15 protein-coding genes and 1 other RNA gene are annotated in these 21,964 nt (G+C 66.7%); 6 read left to right on the forward strand and 10 right to left on the reverse strand.

Annotated features, from left to right (window positions below; genetic code table 11):
• The first annotated feature begins 67 nt into the window (after positions 1-67).
• Both GJV26_RS05325 and GJV26_RS05330 read left to right on the forward strand, forming a co-directional pair.
• Positions 68-3,013, forward strand: a complete 2,946-nt coding sequence (locus GJV26_RS05325; protein WP_155707918.1) for a response regulator — start codon at positions 68-70, stop codon at positions 3,011-3,013.
• Positions 3,014-3,073: 60 nt separating this feature from the next.
• Positions 3,074-5,164: a putative bifunctional diguanylate cyclase/phosphodiesterase gene (locus GJV26_RS05330; protein WP_155707919.1), complete on the forward strand. Its 2,091-nt coding sequence runs from the start codon at positions 3,074-3,076 to the stop codon at positions 5,162-5,164.
• A gap of 135 nt (positions 5,165-5,299) precedes the next feature.
• Here GJV26_RS05330 and recR read toward each other — a convergent pair whose 3' ends face one another.
• The 6 genes from recR to ubiD all read right to left on the reverse strand — a co-directional run bounded on the left by recR (position 5,300) and on the right by ubiD (position 10,830).
• Positions 5,300-5,890: a recombination mediator RecR gene (gene recR, locus GJV26_RS05335; protein WP_155707920.1), complete on the reverse strand. Its 591-nt coding sequence runs from the start codon at positions 5,888-5,890 to the stop codon at positions 5,300-5,302.
• Positions 5,891-5,936: 46 nt separating this feature from the next.
• The gene (locus GJV26_RS05340; protein ID WP_155707921.1) at positions 5,937-6,236 is read right to left on the reverse strand and encodes a YciI family protein; all 300 of its coding nucleotides are present in this window, start codon (positions 6,234-6,236) and stop codon (positions 5,937-5,939) included.
• A gap of 19 nt (positions 6,237-6,255) precedes the next feature.
• Entirely contained in the window at positions 6,256-6,582 is a 327-nt protein-coding gene (locus tag GJV26_RS05345; RefSeq protein ID WP_155707922.1) for a YbaB/EbfC family nucleoid-associated protein, read from the reverse strand.
• A gap of 117 nt (positions 6,583-6,699) precedes the next feature.
• Complete coding sequence (dnaX, locus tag GJV26_RS05350; protein WP_155707923.1) at positions 6,700-9,027, reverse strand: DNA polymerase III subunit gamma/tau; 2,328 nt, start codon at positions 9,025-9,027, stop codon at positions 6,700-6,702.
• Positions 9,028-9,209: 182 nt separating this feature from the next.
• An RNA gene (gene ffs, locus GJV26_RS05355) (signal recognition particle sRNA small type) lies at positions 9,210-9,308 on the reverse strand.
• Positions 9,309-9,345: 37 nt separating this feature from the next.
• Positions 9,346-10,830, reverse strand: coding sequence for a 4-hydroxy-3-polyprenylbenzoate decarboxylase (gene ubiD, locus GJV26_RS05360; protein WP_155707924.1), 1,485 nt, complete (start codon positions 10,828-10,830; stop codon positions 9,346-9,348).
• Between the two features lie 516 nt (positions 10,831-11,346).
• On the opposite strand from ubiD, the gene GJV26_RS05365 reads away from it, so the two are divergent.
• On the forward strand, positions 11,347-12,270 hold the full coding sequence (locus GJV26_RS05365; protein ID WP_155707925.1) for a lytic transglycosylase domain-containing protein: 924 nt from the start codon (positions 11,347-11,349) through the stop codon (positions 12,268-12,270).
• A 178-nt stretch (positions 12,271-12,448) separates the two neighbouring features.
• Here GJV26_RS05365 and nusB read toward each other — a convergent pair whose 3' ends face one another.
• Genes nusB through ribBA form a run of 3 tightly spaced genes read right to left on the reverse strand, consistent with a single transcriptional unit; the run spans position 12,449 to position 14,590 of the window.
• Positions 12,449-12,919: a transcription antitermination factor NusB gene (gene nusB / locus GJV26_RS05370; protein WP_155707926.1), complete on the reverse strand. Its 471-nt coding sequence runs from the start codon at positions 12,917-12,919 to the stop codon at positions 12,449-12,451.
• Between the two features lie 42 nt (positions 12,920-12,961).
• Positions 12,962-13,450: a 6,7-dimethyl-8-ribityllumazine synthase gene (gene ribH, locus GJV26_RS05375; RefSeq protein ID WP_155707927.1), complete on the reverse strand. Its 489-nt coding sequence runs from the start codon at positions 13,448-13,450 to the stop codon at positions 12,962-12,964.
• Between the two features lie 30 nt (positions 13,451-13,480).
• Positions 13,481-14,590 carry a bifunctional 3,4-dihydroxy-2-butanone-4-phosphate synthase/GTP cyclohydrolase II gene (gene ribBA / locus GJV26_RS05380; protein WP_155707928.1) on the reverse strand — a complete coding sequence of 370 codons (1,110 nt, stop codon included), beginning with the start codon at positions 14,588-14,590 and terminating at the stop codon, positions 13,481-13,483.
• A 267-nt stretch (positions 14,591-14,857) separates the two neighbouring features.
• Between ribBA and GJV26_RS29875 the strand changes: the two genes are divergently transcribed.
• The 3 genes from GJV26_RS29875 (at position 14,858) to GJV26_RS05405 (ending at position 20,076) form a co-directional block, all read left to right on the forward strand.
• On the forward strand, positions 14,858-18,394 hold the full coding sequence (locus GJV26_RS29875) for an EAL domain-containing protein (protein WP_189442314.1): 3,537 nt from the start codon (positions 14,858-14,860) through the stop codon (positions 18,392-18,394).
• A 161-nt stretch (positions 18,395-18,555) separates the two neighbouring features.
• A complete protein-coding gene (locus GJV26_RS05400; RefSeq protein WP_155707929.1) occupies positions 18,556-19,443 on the forward strand; it encodes an SMP-30/gluconolactonase/LRE family protein in 888 nt (295 codons plus the stop codon).
• Positions 19,444-19,653: 210 nt separating this feature from the next.
• Complete coding sequence (locus GJV26_RS05405; RefSeq protein WP_155707930.1) at positions 19,654-20,076, forward strand: OsmC family protein; 423 nt, start codon at positions 19,654-19,656, stop codon at positions 20,074-20,076.
• Between the two features lie 77 nt (positions 20,077-20,153).
• Here the strand turns inward: GJV26_RS05405 and GJV26_RS05410 are convergent, their stop codons facing one another.
• Entirely contained in the window at positions 20,154-21,929 is a 1,776-nt protein-coding gene (locus GJV26_RS05410; RefSeq protein ID WP_155707931.1) for a cation:proton antiporter domain-containing protein, read from the reverse strand.
• Positions 21,930-21,964 lie beyond the last annotated feature (35 nt).

Here is a 21,964-nt window from a genome sequence, read left to right on the forward strand (position 1 = left end):
TCGGATTCCTGAACAGATAAAGTTGCTGCGTGGAATTCATTACCAACACCTATGCGCGGCGGCCGACATGCTCAACTTTGAAAGTTCCGGCCTGAGCAGGAAACTGACCCTGATCTCGGTGCTGTCCACCGGCAGCGCGCTGTTGCTGGTCTTTGCCGCTTTTGCCCTGACCTCCGTGTTCAGCCATACGGAAAACCAGGCCCGGCAGGTCACTTCGCTGGCCGACGTCATCGGCGTCAACAGCGTCGCGCCCCTGCTGTATGCCGACCGCGTGACGGCCGAACAGACCCTCGCGGCTCTCGTGGTGCAGGACGAGATCACGCAGGCGGTGCTGTACGACCGCAACGGCAAGCCGTTCGCCACCTTCCCGGCCGGCGGCACCGTGCCGGTGCCGCGGCTCGCGGCGGAAGCCATGGCGGAACTCGATGCGGCGCCGTCATCGCCGCCGGCGCAGCCGTATGCACAACGGCTGGTCGGTTCGATCCACGTGATGCGGCCGGTGCGCGCGGCCGGCCACATGGTCGGCGCCGTGATGATCGAGGCCAGTGCCGGACGCGTGTGGCTCGGCATGCTGGAAAGCCTGGGCATCACGGCGTTCGCCACCTGCATTTCGTTCGTGGTGGCGCTGGTGCTGGCCGGCCGCTTCAAGGGCAGTATCGCGCAGCCGATCGGCCAGCTGATCGCGGCCGCGCAGCGCGTGTCGTCCACCCAGGTGTATGCACAGGTGCAGCACCAGCGCAGCGACGAGCTGGGCGTGCTGATCGACAGCTTCAATGAAATGCTGGCCCAGATCGAACAGCGCGATACCAAGCTGGCGCAATACCGCGACCAGCTGGAACGCCAGGTGGGCGTGCGTACCGAGCAGCTGGAGAAAGCCAAGAACGCGGCGGAGGCGGCCAGCCAGGCCAAGAGCGCGTTCCTGGCCAACATGAGCCACGAGATCCGCACGCCGATGAACGGCGTGCTGGGCATGACGGAACTGCTGCTGGCCACCGAGCTTACCGAGCAGCAGCGCCACTACACCAGCATGGTGAAGCGCTCCGGCGATCACCTGCTGGTCATCATCAACGACATTCTCGACTTTTCAAAGGTCGAGGCGGGCAAACTGACCGTGGAATACATCCATTTCAATTTCCGTGAACTGCTCGACGACATCGATTACGTGTTTACGCCGCAGGCGCAGGCCAAGGGCCTGGAACTGGACTTCGCGATCGCGCACGATATCCCGGTGGCCGTGATCGGCGACCCGAACCGGCTGCGCCAGGTGATCGTCAACCTGCTGGGCAATGCCATCAAGTTCACCGACGCCGGCCGCATCATGGTGCGGATTGCCGTCATCAACGAGGATGCGCAAGCTGTGGGGCTGCGCTTCGAGGTGCACGACACCGGCATCGGCGTGTCGCGCGAGGCCCGTACCCGCATCTTCGATTCGTTCTCGCAGGCCGATGGCTCCACCACCCGCAAGCACGGCGGCACCGGCCTCGGGCTGGCGATCTCGAAGCAGCTCGTGGAGCTGATGGGCGGCGCGATCGGCATCGACAACGCGCCGATGCGCGGCTCGATTTTCTGGTTCACCGTGCGTTTCGACAAGCGCCGCGTGGATGCCGACGATGCATCGTTCAACCAGAAGACCACCAAGGGTCTGCGCGCGCTCGTGGTCGACGCCGATGCCGGTTCGCGCACCGCGCTGGAAGGCTTGCTGGCGCGCTGGCACCTGAAATGCGACAGCGCCGAAAGCGCCGACGAATGCCTGGACATGCAGCGCGCCGCGATCGCCTGCGGCCAGCCCTACGACGTGGCGCTGCTGGACATGGACCTGCCGCAGATCGGCGGCCTGGTGCTGGCATCCGACATCAAGGCCGACCCGGCGCTGGCGGCGGTGCGGCTGCTGCTGTTGTCGACCGAACGCAACGCCGCCGACACCGTGCAGCGCCGCGAGGCCGGCGTGGCTTTCCAGCTGATCAAGCCGGCGCGCGAAAGCGACCTGTACGACTGCATCGTCACGCCGCTGCGCGCCAGCGAAGGGGTGCGCACCGCTTCACATGCTCACCTGCACGCTCACCTGCATGCCCAGCCGCATGCATCGCAGCAGCTGTTGCCGTCCCGGCGCCTGGCACCCGGCCGGGAGGCGCCGCACCGCCACAAGGTGCTGCTGGCCGAGGACAATCCGGTCAACGTGGAAGTGGCCTGCGCGATGCTGGAAAACCTGGGCCTCGAGGTGACGCGCGTCGGCAACGGCGAAGAAGCGCTGGCCGCCGTGAAGGCCGATGAGTTCGACCTGGTGCTGATGGACTGCCAGATGCCGGTCATGGACGGCATGGCGGCCACCGCCGAGATCCGCCGCCACGAACAGCAGCACGGTCATCAGCGCGGCCTGCCGGTCATCGCGATCACCGCCAACGCACTGCAGGGCGACCGCGAGACCTGCCTGGCGGCGGGCATGGACGACTACCTGTCGAAACCGTTCACGCAGGCGATGCTGTGCGAAACGCTGGCACGCTGGGTTGCGCTGCCGCGCGCCGCGCTGCTGCACCATGGCGACGTGCGCAAGGCCGCGCAGGCAGCCGGATTCGCCGGCGCGGCGCCGGTTGCCCCGGCCGCCACCGGCGCCACCGCGCCGCCGCGGCCTGACGGCGCCGGCGCCGCCAGGCCCGCCGACGGCTCGATCAACCGCCGCGCGCTGGAGGCGATCCGCGCCCTCAACGCGGACAAGGGCGAAATCCTGCTGCAACGGGTGCTGCACGCCTTCATCGATGACACGCCGCGGCGCCTGGCATCGCTGCACGACGCGATCGCCGCCGGCAATGCCGGATCGATCCGCAAGGCTGCCCACAGCCTCAAATCCTCGAGCGCCAATGTCGGCGCCGATACACTGGCCCAGCTGAGCAAGGACATGGAACAGCTGGGCCGCACCGACACCACCGGCGGCGCCGCCGTCCTGCTCGCCGCGATGGAGCAGGAGTTCTCGGCGGTGCGTGACACGCTCTCTTCCATGTTCGCCAAGGAGACCTAGAATGGCTGTGCCCCTCACCCCCGACGCGGTACCGTGCTGGTGGCGGACGACGATCCCGTCATGCGCCTCGTGATGCTGGAAATGCTGGCCCAGGTGGGTCTGGATGCGGTCGAAGCCGAAGACGGCGAACAGGCCGTGGCCTGCTTCGACCGGATGGTGCCGGACCTCGTGCTGCTCGACGTGGAAATGCCGCGGATGGACGGCTTCGACGTGTGCCGCGAGATCCGCGCCCGCGAGCAGGCGCGCGGCCTCATGACCAGCGTGCCGATCGTGATGGTGACCGGCGGCGACGACCTGGAAGCGGTCACGCAGGCCTACGAGGCCGGCGCCACCGACTTCGTCTCGAAGCCGATCAACTGGCCGATCCTCGGCCACCGCGTGCTGTACGTGCTGCGCGCCAGCGACGCGATCGCCCGCCTGCGGATCGCCGATGCGCACAACCGTGCCGTGCTCGCGGCGATCCCGGATACCTTCTTCCGCATGAGCCCCGATGGCGTCTACCTCGACTACGAACAGGGCCACGATCCCGGCGCCGTGTTCGCGCAGCAGCAGTGCGTGGGCCGGCATGTGCGCGACGTGCTGCCGCGCCCGATCGCCGACCGCCTGCTCGACCAGTTGCAGACAGTGCTGGACACGCAGGCGATCCGCTCGGTCGATTACGCGCTGGAGCGCGACGACATGGTGCACCACTTCGAGGCCCGCCTGGTCAGCACCGGTGCCGGCGAGGTACTCGGGCTGGTGCGCGATATCAGCGAGCGCAAGCGCACGGAGGAACAGATCCGGCGCCTGGCGTACTGCGACAGCCTGACCGGTATTCCGAACCGGCAGGCGTTCCTCGAGATGCTGGAACGGGAACTGGTGCGCTCGCGCCAGCACGGCCGCAAGTTCGCGATCCTGTTCATGGACCTCGATTCGTTCAAGCGCATCAACGATACGCTGGGCCACAACGTGGGCGACCTGCTGCTCAAGGTGGTGTCGGAGCGGCTGCACGAAACCATCCGCCCCGGCGACGTGGTGGCGCATCCGGGGATCGGCGACGTGCCGCCGCGGGGCGGGCCGGAACGGCGCGGCAACAACCTGGCCAGACTGGGCGGGGACGAATTCACGATCCTGATCCCCGACCTGGACCGCGCGGAAGATGCGCTGAACGTGGCCCACCGCGTGAAGGATGCGATGCGCCGGCCGTTCCACCTGGACGGACACGAGATCTTCGTCACCGCCAGCATCGGCATTTCGCTGTACCCCGAGGACGGCGACGATTCCTCTTCGCTGCTGAAGTACGCGGACACGGCGATGTACCACGCAAAGAACTGCGGCAAGAATAACGCCAAGCTGTACAGTTCCGCGCTGACCACGCAGATCATGAGCCACGTGAAGCTGGAGATCGGGCTGCGCAAGGCACTGCAGAACAACGAGCTGTACCTGCAGTACCAGCCGCAGATCGACGTGCCCAGCGCGCGGCTGGTGGGCGTGGAAGCACTGTTGCGGTGGCGGCACCCGGAGCACGGCATGATTTCACCGGACGATTTCATTCCGCTGGCCGAGGAAACGGGCCTGATCGTGCCGATCGGGGCCTGGGTGCTGCGCACCGCCTGCATGCAGGCGCGCGCCTGGCACGACGAATGCGGCCGCGCCGTGCGCGTGGCGGTGAACCTGTCGGCGCGGCAGTTCAAGGACGAGAACCTGGCGCAGACGGTGCTCGCGGTGCTGGAGGAAACGGGCCTCGACCCGCGCCTGCTGGAACTGGAACTGACCGAGGGCACGCTGATGGACGACGCGCAGGCCACGCTGGCCACGCTGGAACAGTTGCGGGCGATCGGCGTCTACCTGTCGATCGACGATTTCGGCACCGGCTACTCGTCGATGAATTACCTGAAGCGCTTCAATGTGCGCGCGCTGAAGATCGACAGGAGCTTCATCAGCGGCCTGCCGCAGGATTCCGAGAACGCGGCGATCACGCGCGCGATCATCGCGATGGCGCACGGACTGAAACTGGCCGTGGTGGCCGAAGGCGTGGAAACCGACGAACAGCTGCTGTTGCTGAAGCAGTTCGGCTGCGACATGGCGCAGGGTTACCTGCTGGGACAGCCGTCGACGGAAGAGGTGATCGGGGAGATGCTGATGAACACCGCGGCAACGGCAACGCGGTGAAGAGGTCCGGTGCCTGGATGGAGGGATGGCTTGCAAGCCATCACGGCTAAAAATCAGGGACGGACCCTGTTTTTCAGGAAATTTCCTGAAAAACAGGGCCCGTCCCGATTATTTTGCCTCTGGTTCCTGATTGCGTCAGGTACTGCGCCGGTCCAGCATCGCCCGCGCGATCGTGCCGGCATCCACGTATTCGAGCTCGCCGCCCACCGGCACGCCGCGGGCGAGCCGGCTGACCTGCAGGCCGCGCGCCTTCAGCATCTCGCTGATGTAATGCGCGGTGGCTTCGCCCTCGTTGGTGAAGTTGGTGGCCAGCACCACTTCGGCCACGACACCGTCGGCGGCGCGGGCGAGCAGTTTTTCCAGGTGGATGTCCTTCGGGCCGATGCCGTCCAGCGGCGACAGGCGGCCCATCAGCACGAAGTACAGGCCCTTGTATGTGAGCGTCTGCTCGATCATCACCTGGTCGGCCGGCGTTTCGACAACGCACAGCAGGCGGTGATCGCGCGCCTCGTCGGCGCACATGTCGCACACCTCCGCTTCGGTGAAGGTATTGCACAGCGCGCAGTGGTTGACCGATTCCACGGCCTGGTACAGCGCGCGCGACAGCATCGCCGCCCCTTCGCGGTCATGCTGCAGCAGGTGGAACGCCATGCGCTGCGCCGATTTCGGACCCACGCCCGGCAAGCGGCGCAACGCCTCCGTGAGGAACTCCAGCGATTTCGCCATGCTTCAATAGACCATTCTCGGGTTCGTCATCGATCGGGCCGCGCCGTCAGGCCTGGCGGTCGGGCAGGAAGGTTTCCAGGCCGTCCGCCGCCATCGTTGGCACGAATTCGATGATCGCATAGCTGGCCGCGCCGGCCTGCCGGAACGGGTCGAGTTCGATCACCGCCTCCACATCCGCGCGGCTGTCGGCGTTGGCGATGATGATGCCGCCGGTGCGCGGCACCATCCGGCCCGACATCACGAACGTGCCGTTCGCATACTGCTGCCGCAGGAACGCGCGGTGCGCGGCGAGCAGAGCGTCGATTTCCTCGTTGGGCTTCAGGTAGGTCAGCGTGACGATGAACATGGCGCGCCCGGTGCCAGCGTCAGAACGGCATCTTGAAGCCGGCCGGCAGGTTCATGCCGGAGGTCAGGCCGCTCATTTTCTCGGCGGCGGTGGCTTCGGCCTTGCGCACGGCGTCGTTGAAGGCGGCGGCGACCAGGTCTTCCAGCATGTCCTTGTCGTCGGCCAGCAGCGACGGGTCGATCGACACGCGCTTGACATCGTTCTTGCAGGTCATCACGACCTTCACCAGGCCGGCGCCGGACTGGCCTTCCACTTCGATCAGGGCCAGCGATTCCTGCGCCTTCTTCATGTTGTCCTGCATTGCTTGCGCCTGTTTCATCAGGCCGGCGATCTGGTTCTTCATCATGATGGTTTTCTCCGTATCGGTTGAAATGATTGGTGGGCTGGCTTCAATGATCCGCTTCAGTGATCCGCTTCAGTGAGCCGCCTGTCAGGCTGCCTGTGTTGTTGTCGGGTGAACCGCTCAGTGAGCCGGCGTGACGGGTGCCACGATCGAGCCGGGCACGACGAAGGCGCCGAATTCGCGCACCAGCGCCTGCACGAACGGATCGCCGTTGACCGTGTCCTCGGCCTGGCGCTGGCACGCTTCGCGGTGCACCTGCTGCTCGGCGGACGTGGTGTACCACACCGGACCGAGCTCCGTTTCGACGCGCACCACGCGATCGAAACGCTCGGCCAGCGCGGCCGTCAGTTTTTCCACGTTCGGCGGCGTGCGCCATGTGTCGATCGGGCAGCGCAGGCGGAACACGGCGGCGTTGCCGTCGATCGTGCAGTCGATCAGTTCGGACTGGGCGGCCAGCTGCTGCGCCACGCCGCGCAGCGGCAGGTGCGCGGCCAGCAGCGGCCAGTTGCCGTCCCACGCCAGTGCGGGAACGGGTGTGATCACGTAGGCATACGGTGCCTGTGCCGGCACTGGCTGGCGGGCAGCCGCCGGCGCGGGCTGGGGGGCAACGGCCGGTGCAGGCTGGGCGCCAACCGTGGGCGCCTGGGCGCGCGCATCGGCACGATACTGCGAAGCCGGTGCTTCGGCGCGCGCATTGTCGCGATACGGTGCCGGCGGCGCGCTCGCGGATGGAGACGCCATGGCGCTGTCGTCCGAGAATTCCGTCACCCACGGCGGCAGGTCGTCGTCCTGCTGCCGCGGCGGCGCCTGGCGCGCCTGCGGCTGCACCGCCGGCGGCGCTTCGAGCACGGCGGCTTCGCCTTGCGCCTGCGCGTCTTCCCATGGCGCGGGCCTGGCCTGCGCGGCAGTGTGCGGCAAAGGCGGCGACACCGGCGACGACGCCGGTTCGGCTTCCGGCGTGCCGATCTTCATCGGCGGTCGGGCCCCGGTGCGTGCCGCGGTGGCCGCGCGGGACGCCTCGAGCGCGGCATTGATCGCCGCGCGCGCCGTGCTTACGGGGCCGGCCGGGCGCACCGGCGCGGCGGCCGCGGGTGCCGGCCGGGCCGGGGCCGGGGTGGGTGCCGGTGCCGGTGTGGCGGCACGCTGCGCGGAGCCGGCCACCACGGCCGGATGCGGCGCGCTGGCGGAGGCATGGCTGACGGCGGCGGCGCTGGCGGCGCGCGGCGCGACCGGTGCCGCTGCCGGTACTGCTGATGCAGCGGCGCGGACCGGCGAACCGCCCGCGGCCGGGCGGGCCCCGGTCAACGTGGCGGCGGGCGCGCCGGACGGGCCGGCCTCGGCACCACCGACGCCGGGGCGAAAGGCCAGCATCCGCAGCAGCGTCATCGAGAAGCCGGCATATTCGTCCGGTGCGAGGCCCAGTTCGTTACGCCCGTGCACCGCGATCTGGTAATACAGCTGCACTTCTTCCGCGTCGAATCCGGCGGCCAGGCGGATGATGTCCGCGTATTCGGGCAGGTCTTGCGGCACGGCCGCCGGCACCGTCTGCGCCAGCGCGATCCGGTGCAGCAGAGTGCCCAGGTCCTGCAGCGCGCCGTTGTACGACAGGCTGCGGCTGGCCATCTCGTCGGCCACGGCCATCAGGTCGGCGCCATCGCGGTTCGCCAGCGCATCGAGCAGGCGCACCAGGTAGGACTGGTCCAGCGCGCCCAGCATGCCCTGCACCGCATCGAGCGTGACGGCGCCGGCCGCGTAGGCGATCGCCTGGTCGGTCAGCGACAGCGCATCGCGCATCGAGCCGTGGGCGCCCTGCGCCAGCAGGCGCAACGCGGGCTGCTCGAAGGTCACGCCTTCCTGGCCGAGGATGTTTTCCAGGTGGCCGACGATGTGCCCCGGCGGCATCTGCTTCAGGTTGAACTGCAGGCAGCGCGACAGCACCGTGACGGGTATCTTTTGCGGATCGGTCGTCGCCAGGATGAACTTCACGTGCTCGGGCGGCTCTTCCAGCGTTTTCAGCATCGCGTTGAAAGCGTGGTTCGTCAGCATGTGCACCTCGTCGATCATGTAGACCTTGAAGCGCGCGTTGCTCGGCGCGTAGACAGCCTGCTCGAGCAGCTGCGCCATTTCGTCCACGCCGCGGTTCGACGCGGCATCCATCTCTATATAGTCGACGAAGCGGCCGCCGTCGATCGCCACGCACGCCTCGCAGACGCCGCACGGCGTGGCGGTGATGCCGCCGTTGCCGTCCGGCCCGATGCAGTTGAGCGATTTCGCCAGGATGCGCGACAGCGTGGTCTTGCCGACCCCGCGCGTGCCGGTAAACAGGTAGGCGTGATGCAGCCGCCCCGACCCCAGCGCATGCGTCAGCGCGCGCACGACGTGCTCCTGGCCGACGAGCGTTTCAAAGTTGCGGGGACGATACTTGCGAGCGAGGACTTGATAGGACATGCCGGGATTTTACCGCAGACCGGCCGGCGTGAGGCCAACAATAGGACCGCCCCTGCCGCGGCCGGGTTCGTGTCCACCGTGGGGTTGACCCCATGGTGGACACGAGCTGGACATCAAGAGGCTTACAAGAGGCTTACAAGAGGCGTAAAAAAAGCTGCCGGGGCAGCTTTTTCTGAAATTCGGGAGGCGAGCCTGATCTGCGGCACTTGCGGTGAACGGCTTTGGCTGCTTCGTTCCCGACCTGACCAGGTAAACCATGCCGCAATGCGCAGGGGCCCGCCAGACGTCATTATACCCTGTCCGGCGCAAGAGTGGAAACTACAGGCCCAGCTGCTGCCAGATATCGTCCACCTTGCGTTTCACCTCGGGTGTCATGGCGATCGTCGTGCCCCACTCGCGGGTGGTTTCGCCGGGCCATTTGTTGGTGGCGTCGATGCCCATCTTGCTGCCCAGGCCGCTGATCGGGGAAGCGAAGTCGAGGTAGTCGATCGGCGTGTGGTCGACCAGCGTGGTGTCGCGGGTCGGGTCGACGCGCGTGGTGATCGCCCAGATCACTTCTTTCCAGTCGCGGATGTCGACATCCTCGTCGACGACGACGATGAACTTCGTGTACATGAACTGGCGCAGGAAGCTCCACACGCCGAACATCACCCGTTTCGCATGCCCCGCGTACTGCTTGCGGATCTGCACAACCGCCATCCGGTAGCTGCAGCCTTCCGGCGGCAGGTAGAAATCGGTAATCTCGGTAAACTGCTTTTGCAGCAGCGGCACGAATACCTCGTTCAGCGCCAGGCCCAGCACCGCCGGCTCGTCGGGCGGCTTGCCTGTATACGTGGAGTGATAGATCGGGTCGCGGCGCATCGTGATGCGGTCGATCGTAAACACGGGAAACGAATCCTGCTCGTTGTAGTAACCGGTGTGGTCGCCATACGGGCCCTCGAGCGCGTGTTCATAGCCGGACGGATGGTTTTCGTCCGGATAGATGTGCCCTTCCAGTACGATCTCGGCCGATGCCGGCACGCGCAGTTCGCTGCCGATCGCCTTGACCAGTTCCGTGCGGCTGCCGCGCAGCAGGCCGGCGAACTGGTATTCGGACAGGGTATCCGGTACCGGCGTCACCGCGCCGAGAATCGTGGCCGGATCGGCGCCCAGCGCCACGGCCACGGGGTAAGGCTGGCCGGGATTGCGGATGCAATGCTCGCGGAAGTCGAGCGCCCCGCCCCGGTGCGCCAGCCAGCGCATGATGACCTTGTTCCGGCCCAGCACCTGCTGCCGGTAGATGCCCAGGTTCTGGCGCTTCTTGTTCGGCCCCTTGGTGATGACGAGGCCCCACGTGATCAGCGGCGCCACGTCGCCGGGCCAGCAGTGCTGGATCGGCAGCCGGCCCAGGTCGACGTCGTTGCCTTCCCAGACGATCTCCTGGCACGGCGCGCCGCGCAGCTCCTTCGGCGCCATGTCCCACACGGCTTTCACCAGCGAGCCCATGTCCATGATGTCCTTGAAACCCTTCGGCGGTTCCGGCTCCTTCAGCCGCGCCAGCACGTGGCCGATGCGGCGCAGCTCGCTCATGTTTTCGGCGCCCATGCCGAGCGCCACGCGGCGCGTGGTACCGAACAGGTTACCCAGCACCGGGATAGCGAAATTTGTCGGATTTTGAAACAGCAGAGCCGGCCCGCCGGCCCGCAAGGTGCGGTCGCAGACTTCCGTCATCTCCAAATGTGGTGAAACTGGCAACGAAATTGTCTTAAGTTCGCCAATTTTTTGCAACTGGGCAATAAAATCTCGCAGATCTGAATATTTCATACAAATTTTACGTTTTTTTCTGGTTCGACGGCCGGACTGTGGCAATCCGGACAAGTGCTTGATTCTATTGGAATTTGCTAATGCACGTCACACAATGTCATATCCAAAAGTTATAAAGAACGCTCGCGTTAGTATTGACTTGATATAAAACGCCTTCTACAATTCGACCTACTTGAAGAGGACATGGCAAAAATGCCAACTACGTGTCGCTCATTCATTCACGGAGTCGGGGCTCCACAAACATTTTAAGGAGTGTTCTCCCAAGGCGTCTGCCTTACCGGTTTCAAGCCTGGGTTCAGTCTGAACCGGCTTTTGACCTTACCTCCCCGAACAAAGTTGTATTGCGACTGATTCAAACAAACAATCAGCTCTGGCAAGCAATGAAGGCGTTCCAGCTCGCGCGCTTCCCGGCGGCGGCGGACGATAACACATCTGATGCACGGCAATTGCACAGCAACGGTGTCGCGCGACTGCGCGCGGCGGGGGCATGCTTTTACGGTCATTGCAGGGAGTTCTATGGATAATCGTTTCACTGGGTTGGCCCTGGCCACCCGTTCGCTGGTCTCCGGACCGGTCGCGCGCTTCGGCGCGCAGCGCATCTCCGTGCGCAGCATTTTCACCACCGCGCAACACGCCTTCACACTGTTCGGCGTGTCCGCCATCGTCATCATCGCCGTGCTGTGGGCCCGTCCGGACCTGGCACGCACGCTGACGCAATCGCTGGCCCATCCAGCGCCCCCCATGCCCGCTCCCGTGGCAGCCACCGTCGCGGCACCGCCGCTGCACGAGCTGATGGAAGCGCCGGCGGTCACCGCCGCCGCCGATGTCGACAAACCGCTCAGCGCCGCCGAGGAAAAGGCGCTGGTGGGTACCCGCAAGCAGCAGCAATGGGTCACCACCTGGCTGTCGAAACGTTACCGCGTGGCCAACGACGCGGCCAACATGCTCGTCTCCACCGCCTACGTGACGGCGCGCGAAATCAAGATCGACCCGCTGCTGATCCTGGCCGTGATGGCGATCGAATCGGGCCTGAACCCGTTCGCCGAAAGCCCGGTGGGCGCGCAAGGCCTGATGCAGGTGATGTCCAAGGTCCACCACGACAAGTTCCAGGACCTGGGCGGCGTGCAGGCCGCACTGAACCCGGTCGCCAATATCCGTGTCGGCTCGCTGATCCTGAAGGATTACGTGACGCGCGGCGGCTCGGTGGAAGCGGGGCTGAAGACCTACGTCGGCGCCGCCGCCTTCGAAACGGACGACGGCTACGGCTCGAAGGTCCTGGCCGAATACAAGCGCCTGAAGCAGGTCTCGGCCGGCAAGAAAGTGCCGACCTTCACCCGCCCTTCCGCGCCCACCCCGGCCACCGTCACGGCAAGTGCGGAACCGAAGGCCGCGGAACCGGCCACGCCGAAGACCGAAGCGGAGCAACTGGCCGGCCTGTGATCGGACCCAGTCATCAAACCGAAGCCACCGAACGGTGGCTTTTTTATTGCCTGCATGCCGGTGATGTTTCCAAAATTCGGGGTCAGACCCCGGTTTCAGGCAACATTTTCAGAAACTGATCCAGGCCAACGAAAAAGCCACCCGAAGGTGGCTCTTTTGTTGGCGGCTGGCGGGAAGATCAGCGCTTCTTGTCGGCCGCCACTTCATCCGCGCGCAGGCGCGGGGCAAGCTTGTCGAGCACGCCGTTGACATACTTGTGGCCGTCGATGCCGCCGAACGACTTGGCCAGCTCGACCGCCTCGTTGATGACGACCCGGTACGGGATTTCCGGGTTGTTCTTCAGCTCATAGGCACCGAGCAGCAGCACGGCGTGTTCGATCGGCGACAGTTCGTTGATGCCGCGGTCGACCAGCGGTGCGAACCCTTCGCGCAGCCCCACCGATTGCTCGATCGTGCCATACAGCAGCGCCGCGAAGAAATCGCCGTCGGCCTTCTCGAAACCGTGGGCGCCGCGGATGTTGTTGACGACCGTCTTCGCCGGCTCATTGTTCAGCAGCCATTGGTACAGGCCTTGCAGCGCGAACTCGCGCGCGCGGTGGCGCGGCGTGCGGCTCTTGCTGGGGTTGGCGTGCGCAGCTTTATCATTCATGGTTGTTCCTTCAGTATTGCTTTCGTCGCATGATTGCGTCGTTTATTCGTCTTCGGCGCCGTCGGTCTGCAGCTCTTCCAGCGCGATCGCCAGGTTCGCCATCTCGACCGCCACGCGGGCCGCATCGGCGCCCTTGCCCGCCATGCGCACTTCGGCCTGCTCGTCGTTCTCGGTGGTCAGCACGGCATTGGCGATGGGGATGCTGAAATCGAGGCCGATGCGGGTGATGCCGGCGCCGGATTCGTTCGACACCAGCTCGAAGTGGTACGTTTCGCCGCGGATCACGGCGCCCAGTGCCACCAGCGCGTCGAACTGGCCGGACTCGGCCATTTTCTGCAGCACCAGCGGGATTTCCAGCGCGCCCGGCACGGTCACGTGCAGCACGTCCTCGTCCGCCACGCCCAGGTGTTTCAGCTCGGCCAGGCATGCCGACAGCAGGCCGTGGCACACATCTTCGTTGAACCGGGCCTGGACGATGCCGATGCGCAAGCCTTCGCCGTTCAGATTGGTTTCGTAGGTTCCTACGGTCATGATGGGCCTCTTATATAGTGTATGGAAGGATTACGCTTCGGGTTTGGCCAGGTAGCCGGTCACTTCGAGATCGAAGCCCGCCATCGACGGCATCTTGCGCGGGCTTGCCAGCAGCTTCATGCGGCGCACGCCGAGGGCGCGCAGGATCTGGGCGCCGATGCCATAGGTGCGCAGGTCCATGCTGGCGGCACGGCCCTGCGGCCTGGCGCCCTTGTCGAGCGCGGCCAGCTGGCCGAACAGCTGGTCGGCCGTTTCCTCGCAGTTCAGCAGCACCATCACGCCCTGCCCGGCCGCCTTGATGGCTTTCAGCGAGGCCGACACGTTCCACGAGTGCGTGGTGGCTTCCGTTTCCAGCAGGTCCAGGATCGACACGGGCTGGTGCACGCGCACCAGCGCTTCGGCATCCGCGGCCAGGTCGCCGTGCACCAGCGCCAGGTGGGCCGAACCGCTCGGGGTGTCGCGGAACGCGATCATGCGGAAGTCGCCGTGCGCCGTGCGCAGTTCGCGCTCGGCTACCCGTTCGACCATGCATTCCTTGGCGCTGCGGTAGTGGATCAGGTCGGCGATCGTGCCGATCTTGAGGCCGTGCTCCTTGCCGAATTCCAGCAGGTCCGGCAGGCGCGCCATCGTGCCGTCGTCCTTGACGATCTCGCAGATCACCGAGGCTGGCGTCAGGCCCGCCATCGCGGTCAGGTCGCAGCCCGCTTCCGTGTGGCCGGCGCGCATCAGCACGCCGCCCTTGACGGCACGCAGCGGGAAGATGTGGCCCGGCTGCACCAGGTCTTCCGGCTTGGCGCCCTTGGCGACGGCCACCTGGATCGTGCGGGCGCGGTCGGCCGCCGAGATGCCGGTGGTGACGCCTTCCGCGGCCTCGATCGATACCGTGAAGTTGGTGCCGAACGAAGTACCGTTGCGGGTGGCCATCAGGGGCAGTTCAAGCCGGTCGACGATTTCTTCGGCCAGCGTCAGGCAAACCAGGCCGCGCGCGTGGCGGATCATGAAATTGATGGCTTCCGGCGTGACGAAATCCGCCGCCAGCACCAGGTCGCCCTCGTTCTCGCGGTCTTCTTCATCGACCAGGATCACCATGCGCCCGGCGCGCAGCTCGGCGACGATTTCTTCGGTGCTGGAGATAGTCATGTAATAAATCCTTGGCGTGTTTCGCAACCCGCTATTTTAATGGATTTGGCGCGCTTTCACCCGACTATCCGCTGCGCCCGCGCCACTGTCCCGTTCGCATTGGCATTTACCGTGGAACAAGCTGTCATGCTTGTTTGAAAACCAACAAAACTATAGGCAAGCTGGACAGTGGCAGCTATGATCGGCGAACAGGACAACAGGCGTGCGCCCGCCGCCAGGAGGGCGGAGTAGCATGATTTCACAGGACCGACTTGCCGAAAAGGCATCATGCCCACCATTCTGATCGTCGACGACCGCCCCACCAACCGTGACTACCTGCTGACATTGCTCGGGTTCACGTCGCACACCGTATTCGAAGCCGTGGACGGCGCCCAGGCGCTCGAGCTGTGCCACCGGCATCGCCCCGACCTGGTGATCACCGACATCCTGATGCCCACGATGGACGGCTACGAATTCGTGCAGCACCTGCGTGCCACGCCGGAGCTGGCCCATACGCCGGTCATCTTCTTTTCCGCCACCTATTCGCTGCCCGAACTGCGGGCGATGGGCACTGCCTGCGGCGTGCGCACCGTGCTGCCCAAGCCGGCCGAACCCCAGGCCATCCTGGAAGCGGTGAACCTGGAACTGGGGCTGGAAGAAGCGTACCCCAACTTGCACGACGAAGTCGCCCGCGCCGTCGCGCCGCCGGCCACGGCGCTTTTCTTTGCGCCGCCGGTTGCGGCGCCCTTCCCCGCTTCGCCGGCCGCGGCGCCGTCCCCGGATTCACCGGCCGCGCCTCCCCGGGCGCCGGACAGCACCGTCGAGCGGATGGCCGCCTTGCACGAATTGTCGCTGCGCCTGAACGGCGAACGCGATGCCGGCGCGATGGCACGACGCTTCTGCGCCGCCGCCGATGCGATCCTGCATGCGGACATCGTGGTGCTGTGCCTGCTCGACGCGCATGAAAACGACGTGCAGCACGTGGAAACGGTGGGCATCGACGCCGCGCTGGTGCAGCCGGTGCTGGTGGAGCGCGGCGCGTTCCCCGGTGCGATGATGGACCGGCGCGACGTGCTGCGCCGCTGCCGGGCCGATGGCGACATGCCGGCGCTGCCGGGCGGCCACCCGGAGGTGGCCAACCTGCTGGGCCTGGCCGTGCGCGACCAGTTCCACCTGTATGGCTGGCTGTACGCGGCCAACCGCCGTGGCGCCGCGTGTTTCGACGACACCGACGAACAGTTCATCCGCATGCTGGCCGCGCAGCTCGCCGTGGCCTATGAAAACATGAACCTGTACGAGGTGGTGCAGCGGCACGCGGCGCAGCTGCAGATGGAAGCATCGGCGCGGCGCAGCGCCGATGCGGCGCTGCGCACCAGCGAGGCACGCTACCGGGCAATGACGCAATCGGCGCCGGACGCGATCATCGGCACCGACCAGGAAGAACGCATCCTGCACTTCAACCGCGCGGCCGAGGCGATGTTCGGCTACAAGGAACAGGAAATGGTGGGGCAGCCGATCACCCTGCTGATCGCCGAGAGCTCGCTGCCGGCACACCGCGAACGCGTGCAGCGCTACCGCAAGAACCGCGAGCGCTCCTACAGCAACCGCATCGTCGAACTCACGCTGAAACGCAAGGACGGCGAGGAATTCACCGGCGAACTGGCGCTGTCGGCGGTGAACGTGAACGGCGAGGCGATCTTTACCAGCATCCTGCGCGACATCACGGCGCGCCGCGCGCTCGAGGAGCGGCTGCGGCTGTCGGCCCAGGTGTTCGACAGCACGCAGGACAGCATCACGATGACCGACGCCCGCGGCAGCATCATCGGCGTCAATCCCGCGTTCGAGCAGACCACCGGCTACCTCGAACGCGAAGTGGTGGGCCAGAACCCGCGGCTGCTGCGCTCGGGCCGGCATGACGGCGCGTTCTACCGCGCCATGTGGCAGGCGCTGGAAACCGAAGGACAATGGTCCGGCGAGATCTGGAACCGCCGCAAGAACGGCCAGGTGTACCCGGAGCGGCTGCGCATCAACGCGGTGCGCGACCAGCGCGAGCAGGTGGTGGCCTACGTTTCCGTATCGAGCGACATCAGCGCGCTGAAGGAAGCGCACACGCAGCTCGATTTCCTCAGCAACCACGATCCGCTGACGCTGCTGCCGAACCGCAACCTGCTGAACGACCGGCTGCAGCTGGCCATGGCCGCGGCCGAGCACGACGGCATGCAGGTGGCCCTGCTGCTGTTCGACATCGACCGGCTGCAGCGCATCAACGACGCACTGGGCCACCCCACCGGCGACGCGCTCCTGCAGGAAATCGCCCGCCGCGTAACGCGCATCGTGCCGCCCGGCGACACGCTGGCGCACCTGGGCGCCGACGAATTCGCGCTGGTGCTGACGCGCTGCCAGAACGTCGACGACATCATCGTCACCGTGCGCAGGCTGCTGGAACAGGTGGCCGAGCCGGTGCAGCTGGCGGGCCAGGACCTGTACGTGACGGCCTCGGTCGGCATCAGCATCTACCCCCGCGACGGCGCCACGCCGGGCGCGCTGCTGACCGGCGCGGACGTGGCGCTGTCGCACGTGAAGGACAACGGCCGCAACAACTTCCACTTCTACACCGGCGAAATGAACGCGCACGCGCTGCGCTGGATGTCGCTGGAGATCCACCTGCGCCATGCGATCGAGCGCAACGAGTTGCGCCTGCATTACCAGCCGCAGGTATCGCTGCCGGACGGGCGCGTGAGCGGCGTGGAAGCGCTGCTGCGCTGGCAGAGCGCCGAGCTGGGCAACGTGCCGCCGGGCGACTTCATCCCGCTGGCCGAGGACAGCGGCCTGATCCTCGAGATCGGCAACTGGGTCATCGGCGAAGCATGCCGGCAGAACAAGGCGTGGCAGGCGGCCGGCCTGCCGCCGCTGACGGTGGCCGTGAACGTGTCGGCGCGGCAGTTCACGGCGGGCACGCTGCCCGACGTGGTGCGAGCCGCGCTGGCCGCGAGCGGGCTGGCGCCGCGCTGGCTCGAGGTCGAACTGACCGAAACGGTGATGATGAACGACAGCGAGTACACGCAGATGCAGCTGAACGAACTGGCCGCGCTCGGCGTATCGATCTCGCTGGACGATTTCGGCACCGGCTACTCGTCGCTGGGCTACCTGTCGCGCTTCCGGCTCGACAAGCTGAAGATCGACCAGACCTTCGTGCGCAACATCACCACCGAACCGCGCAGCGCGGCGATCGCGCGCGCCACCACGGCGCTGGCGCACGGCCTGAACCTGGTGGTGGTAGCCGAAGGCGTGGAAACGGAAGGCCAGCTGGCCTTCCTGCGCGACATGGGATGCGACAAGATCCAGGGCTACCTGTTCAGCCGCCCGCTGCCGGCCGATGGGCTGGAAGCGCTGCTGCGCGAACAGCGCACGCTGGCGCCGCTGGCGGCCGTGCCGCCGGCCGAGCGCACGCTGCTGCTGGTGGACGACGAGCCCGGCGTGCTGCGCGCGCTGGAGCGGGTCTTCCGCCGCGAAGGCTGGCGCCTGCTGGTGGCCAGCAGCGCCGTGCAGGCGCTGGAACTGCTGCCGCTAAACGATGTGCAGGTGATCATCTCGGACCAGCGCATGCCGCAGATGAACGGCACCGAGCTGCTGGCGCGCATCCGCGAAATGTACCCGCACACGGTGCGCATGCTACTGTCCGGCTATGCCGACCATGCGTCGATCATGGACGCCGTCAACCGCGGCGCCATCTACAAGTTCCTCACCAAGCCGTGGGACGACGACGAGCTGCGGCAGGCGGTGCGCGAAGCGTTCGACCTGGCGCAACCGCGGCGCGTCGCGTAAGCCGGCCACCCGGCCGCGCAGACTGCTGCGCAGCTTACCGCTCATTGGACTGATAACCTGCGCAGCCCCTGCGATCACAATTCCGATCGGTAGCGCCCTGCACGCCCCCGCGCCAAGAGTTTTCGGTTAAGTTAACGCTTCCTGTCAACTAGCTGATCGATATGACCCCGCAAAACCTGTGGCCGCTGGGCGCCGAACTGGGCGAAGGCCCCGTCTGGATTCCCGAACAGAACCGCCTGTATTTCGTCAACCTGGTCGGCAACACGCTGCACGCGCTCGATGCCGGCACCGGCGCCGACGGCACCCGCCACGCGTGGCCGCTGCCGGATCATGTGTGCTGGCTGGTGCCCCGCAAGGATGGGGACGGCTTCATGGCGGGCCTGCGCGACGGCATCGTGCGCCTGTGGCTGGAAGAAGATGGATCGCACCGCTTCGAATACCTGCACGCGCTGCCCGGCGCCGATACCGGCATCCGCCTGAACGACGCGAAGGCCGACGCGGCCGGCCGGATCTGGGCCGGTTCGATGAACGCGCGCGACGTGAGCCGCCCGGACGGCAAGCTGTTCCGGCTGGACCCGGACGGCAGCCTGCACGTGGCACTGCCCGAACACCATATCTGCAATGGCCCCACGTTCAGCCTGGACGGCGGCACGATGTACCACAACGACAGCTTCCTGAACCGCACCTATGCGTATGAAGTGAAGGCCGACGGCAGCCTCGGTGCCCCGCACCTGTGGCGCCAGTTCGGCGACGGCGAAGGCTCGCCCGACGGCATGACCGTCGACAGCGAGGATTGCGTGTGGATCGCCCAGTGGGGCGGCGGCCGCGTGTGCCGCTACAGCCCGGGCGGCGAATTGCTGGCGACGATCCGGGTGCCGGTGGCGCAGCCGTCGTCGGTGGCGTTCGGCGGCGCCGACCTGAAGACGCTGTACATCACCAGCGCCTGGCAGGGCTTCGATGCGGCGCAGCGTGCGGCCGACCCGCTGGCCGGGGCGCTGTTCTCGGTGCAGGCCGGGGTCGCCGGCGTGCCGGCCGCCAGGTTCGGCTGACCTCCTCCACCTTGCCGGCGCGTCTTTCGGGTCGCAAACGAGGAGTTGACGCACGACAAGCCTCGCGGGCGGCTGCCGGTGCGATCGGTACGATCGGGCCGGACCGGATGCGGGGAATACGGGGCCTCTACCGCAAGCGGGACGTCAGCTCCCCGCCTGCCGGCTTAAGATACGGGGGCTTTACCAACCAACCCTGTTGAGGAGATCGATATGAAGACGAACGGTTCGGCCGTCTGGTCCGGTGGCATCAAGGATGGCAAAGGCGCGATCAGCAGCCACAGCGGCGCATTGAAGGACTATCCATATGGCTTCGCCAGCCGCTTCGAAGGCAAGCCGGGCACCAATCCCGAGGAACTGATCGGCGCCGCGCACGCCGGCTGTTTCACGATGGCGCTGTCGCTGATTCTCGGCGAAGCCGGACTGACGGCCGAGAAAATGGAAACGAATGCCGAAGTCACGCTGGAAAAGCAGGACGACGGCTTTGCGATCACCGCCGTGCACCTGACGCTGCAGGCGAAGATCCCCGGTGCCGACGACGCGAAATTCCAGGAACTGGCCGCCAAGGCCAAGGCCGGTTGCCCCGTATCGAAACTGCTGAAGGCCGAGATCACGCTGGACGCCACGCTGCTGTGATGCGCTGAGCCGGCACATTACCGGGCCGCCGGCGGCAACGCGCCGTCGGCCCGTTATTTTTCCACCCTGCTGCCGTTTTAAACGTCATCCTTCAACGCGTTATCCTTCGACCCGTCATCCGTCACCCGCGCCAGGCGTTCCGCGCGTTCGACCCCGATATGAAAACCGGCCGCCCCTTCCGGCATGCCGGCGGCGCCGAGCGCAAAATGGGCCAGTTGCAGGCCCGACTCCACCGTTTCGGAAATCACGCCGGCCGCGCCCGCGTCCTTCAGCAGGCGCGCATGCTGTTCGTCGCGTGCCCGGGCAAAGACCGGCACCGCCGGATACTGCCGCCGCAGCGCGCGCGTGGCGTGCAGGGCGGCCTGCGGATCGTCCATCGTCAGCACCACGCCGGCCGAGCGGCCCACGCCGAGGCGCTCCATCATCTCCGGCATCGACGCATCGCCCGAGAACACGTTGGACGCCTGCGCCCGACCGGCGGCCGCGAGCTGATGGTCGCGCTCCACCGCCACGCATGCGATGCCCTGCCGTGCCAGCACGCCCGCCACCAGTCGCCCTACCCTGCCATAGCCGCCGATGATGATGTGGCCCTCGCGGAACGCCTGCTGCGCCGGCTTTTGCGTCGAGTCTTGCGCCGACTCCTGCGCAGCATCCACGCTGCCGGCGCGCCGCGCGATGCGCGCTCCCAGGGCCGCCACGCCGGGCGCGGCGAGCATGCTGGCGGTCACCAGTACCAGCATGAACTGGCCGGTCGCGCCGGCGAGCAGTCCGGCACCGACCGCGTAGCCGAGGATGATGAAGGCGAACTCGCCTCCCTGCCCCATCAGCAGGCCGGCCTGCGCCGCCCTGCGCCAGCCAAGCCGGCGCAGCAGCAACAGCGCGATCACGCCGCCTTTCACGGCCAGCAGGCCGAGCACGGAGGCCGGCAGCCAGAACGGGTATTGCGCCACGATGCGCAAGTCCAGCTCCATGCCGACCGCCATGAAGAACATGCCCATCAGCAGGCCGCGGAACGGTTCGACGATCATTTCCACTTCGTACTGGAATTCGGTGTCGGCCAGCAGCAGGCCCGCCAGCAGCGCGCCCAGCGCCATCGACAGGCCGGCCGCCGCGGTGGCCGCCGCAACGCCCAGCGCCAACAGCAGGATCAGCGCCACGAACACCTCGGGCTGGCGCTGCACGGCGAACGCGGCGAACAGCGGGCGCGCCAGCCGCCGGCCGATGATGTAGACCAGCGCGATCGTGGCCGCGGCCTTCGCCACCGCCAGCAGCAGCGTCCACCACAGCGCCGCGCCGGTGCTGCTGCCGGCCAGGCCTTCGACGAGGATCAGCACCGGCACCACGGCCAGGTCCTGCAGCATCAGGATCCCGAAGCAGGCCTGCCCCAGCGGCGTGGCCAGCGCCTGCGCGCGGCTCAGCAGCTGCATGACGACGGCGGTGGAAGACATTGCCAGCGTGATGCCTACCGTCAATGCCGGCGCCGGGGGATTGCCGAACCACAGGGCGATCGCGCCGATCGCGGCGGCCGTCAGCGCCACCTGCAGCACGCCGGTGCCGAACACGTCGCGCCGCAGCGCCCAGATGCGTGCCGGCGATAGTTCCAGGCCGATCATGAACATCAGGAACAGGATGCCCAGCTCGCCGAACATCTTGACGCCCTCGATGTCGTGGAACGTGATGTCGGCCAGCCATGGCGCGGCACCGGCCCAGGTGCCCAGGCCGTGCGGGCCGAAGCACAGGCCCACCAGCAGGAAACCCGGTATCTGGCCGATGCGCAGCCGTTGCAGCAACGGCACGGCCAGTCCGGCGAGCAGCAGGAACAGCAGTGTTTCGCGAAGATCGGCGACGGTCATGGGTGCAAGTTTATGACAATCCGGCCGCCGTGCGA

The organism is Pseudoduganella dura, assembly GCF_009727155.1.
Classification (GTDB): domain Bacteria; phylum Pseudomonadota; class Gammaproteobacteria; order Burkholderiales; family Burkholderiaceae_D; genus Rugamonas; species Rugamonas dura.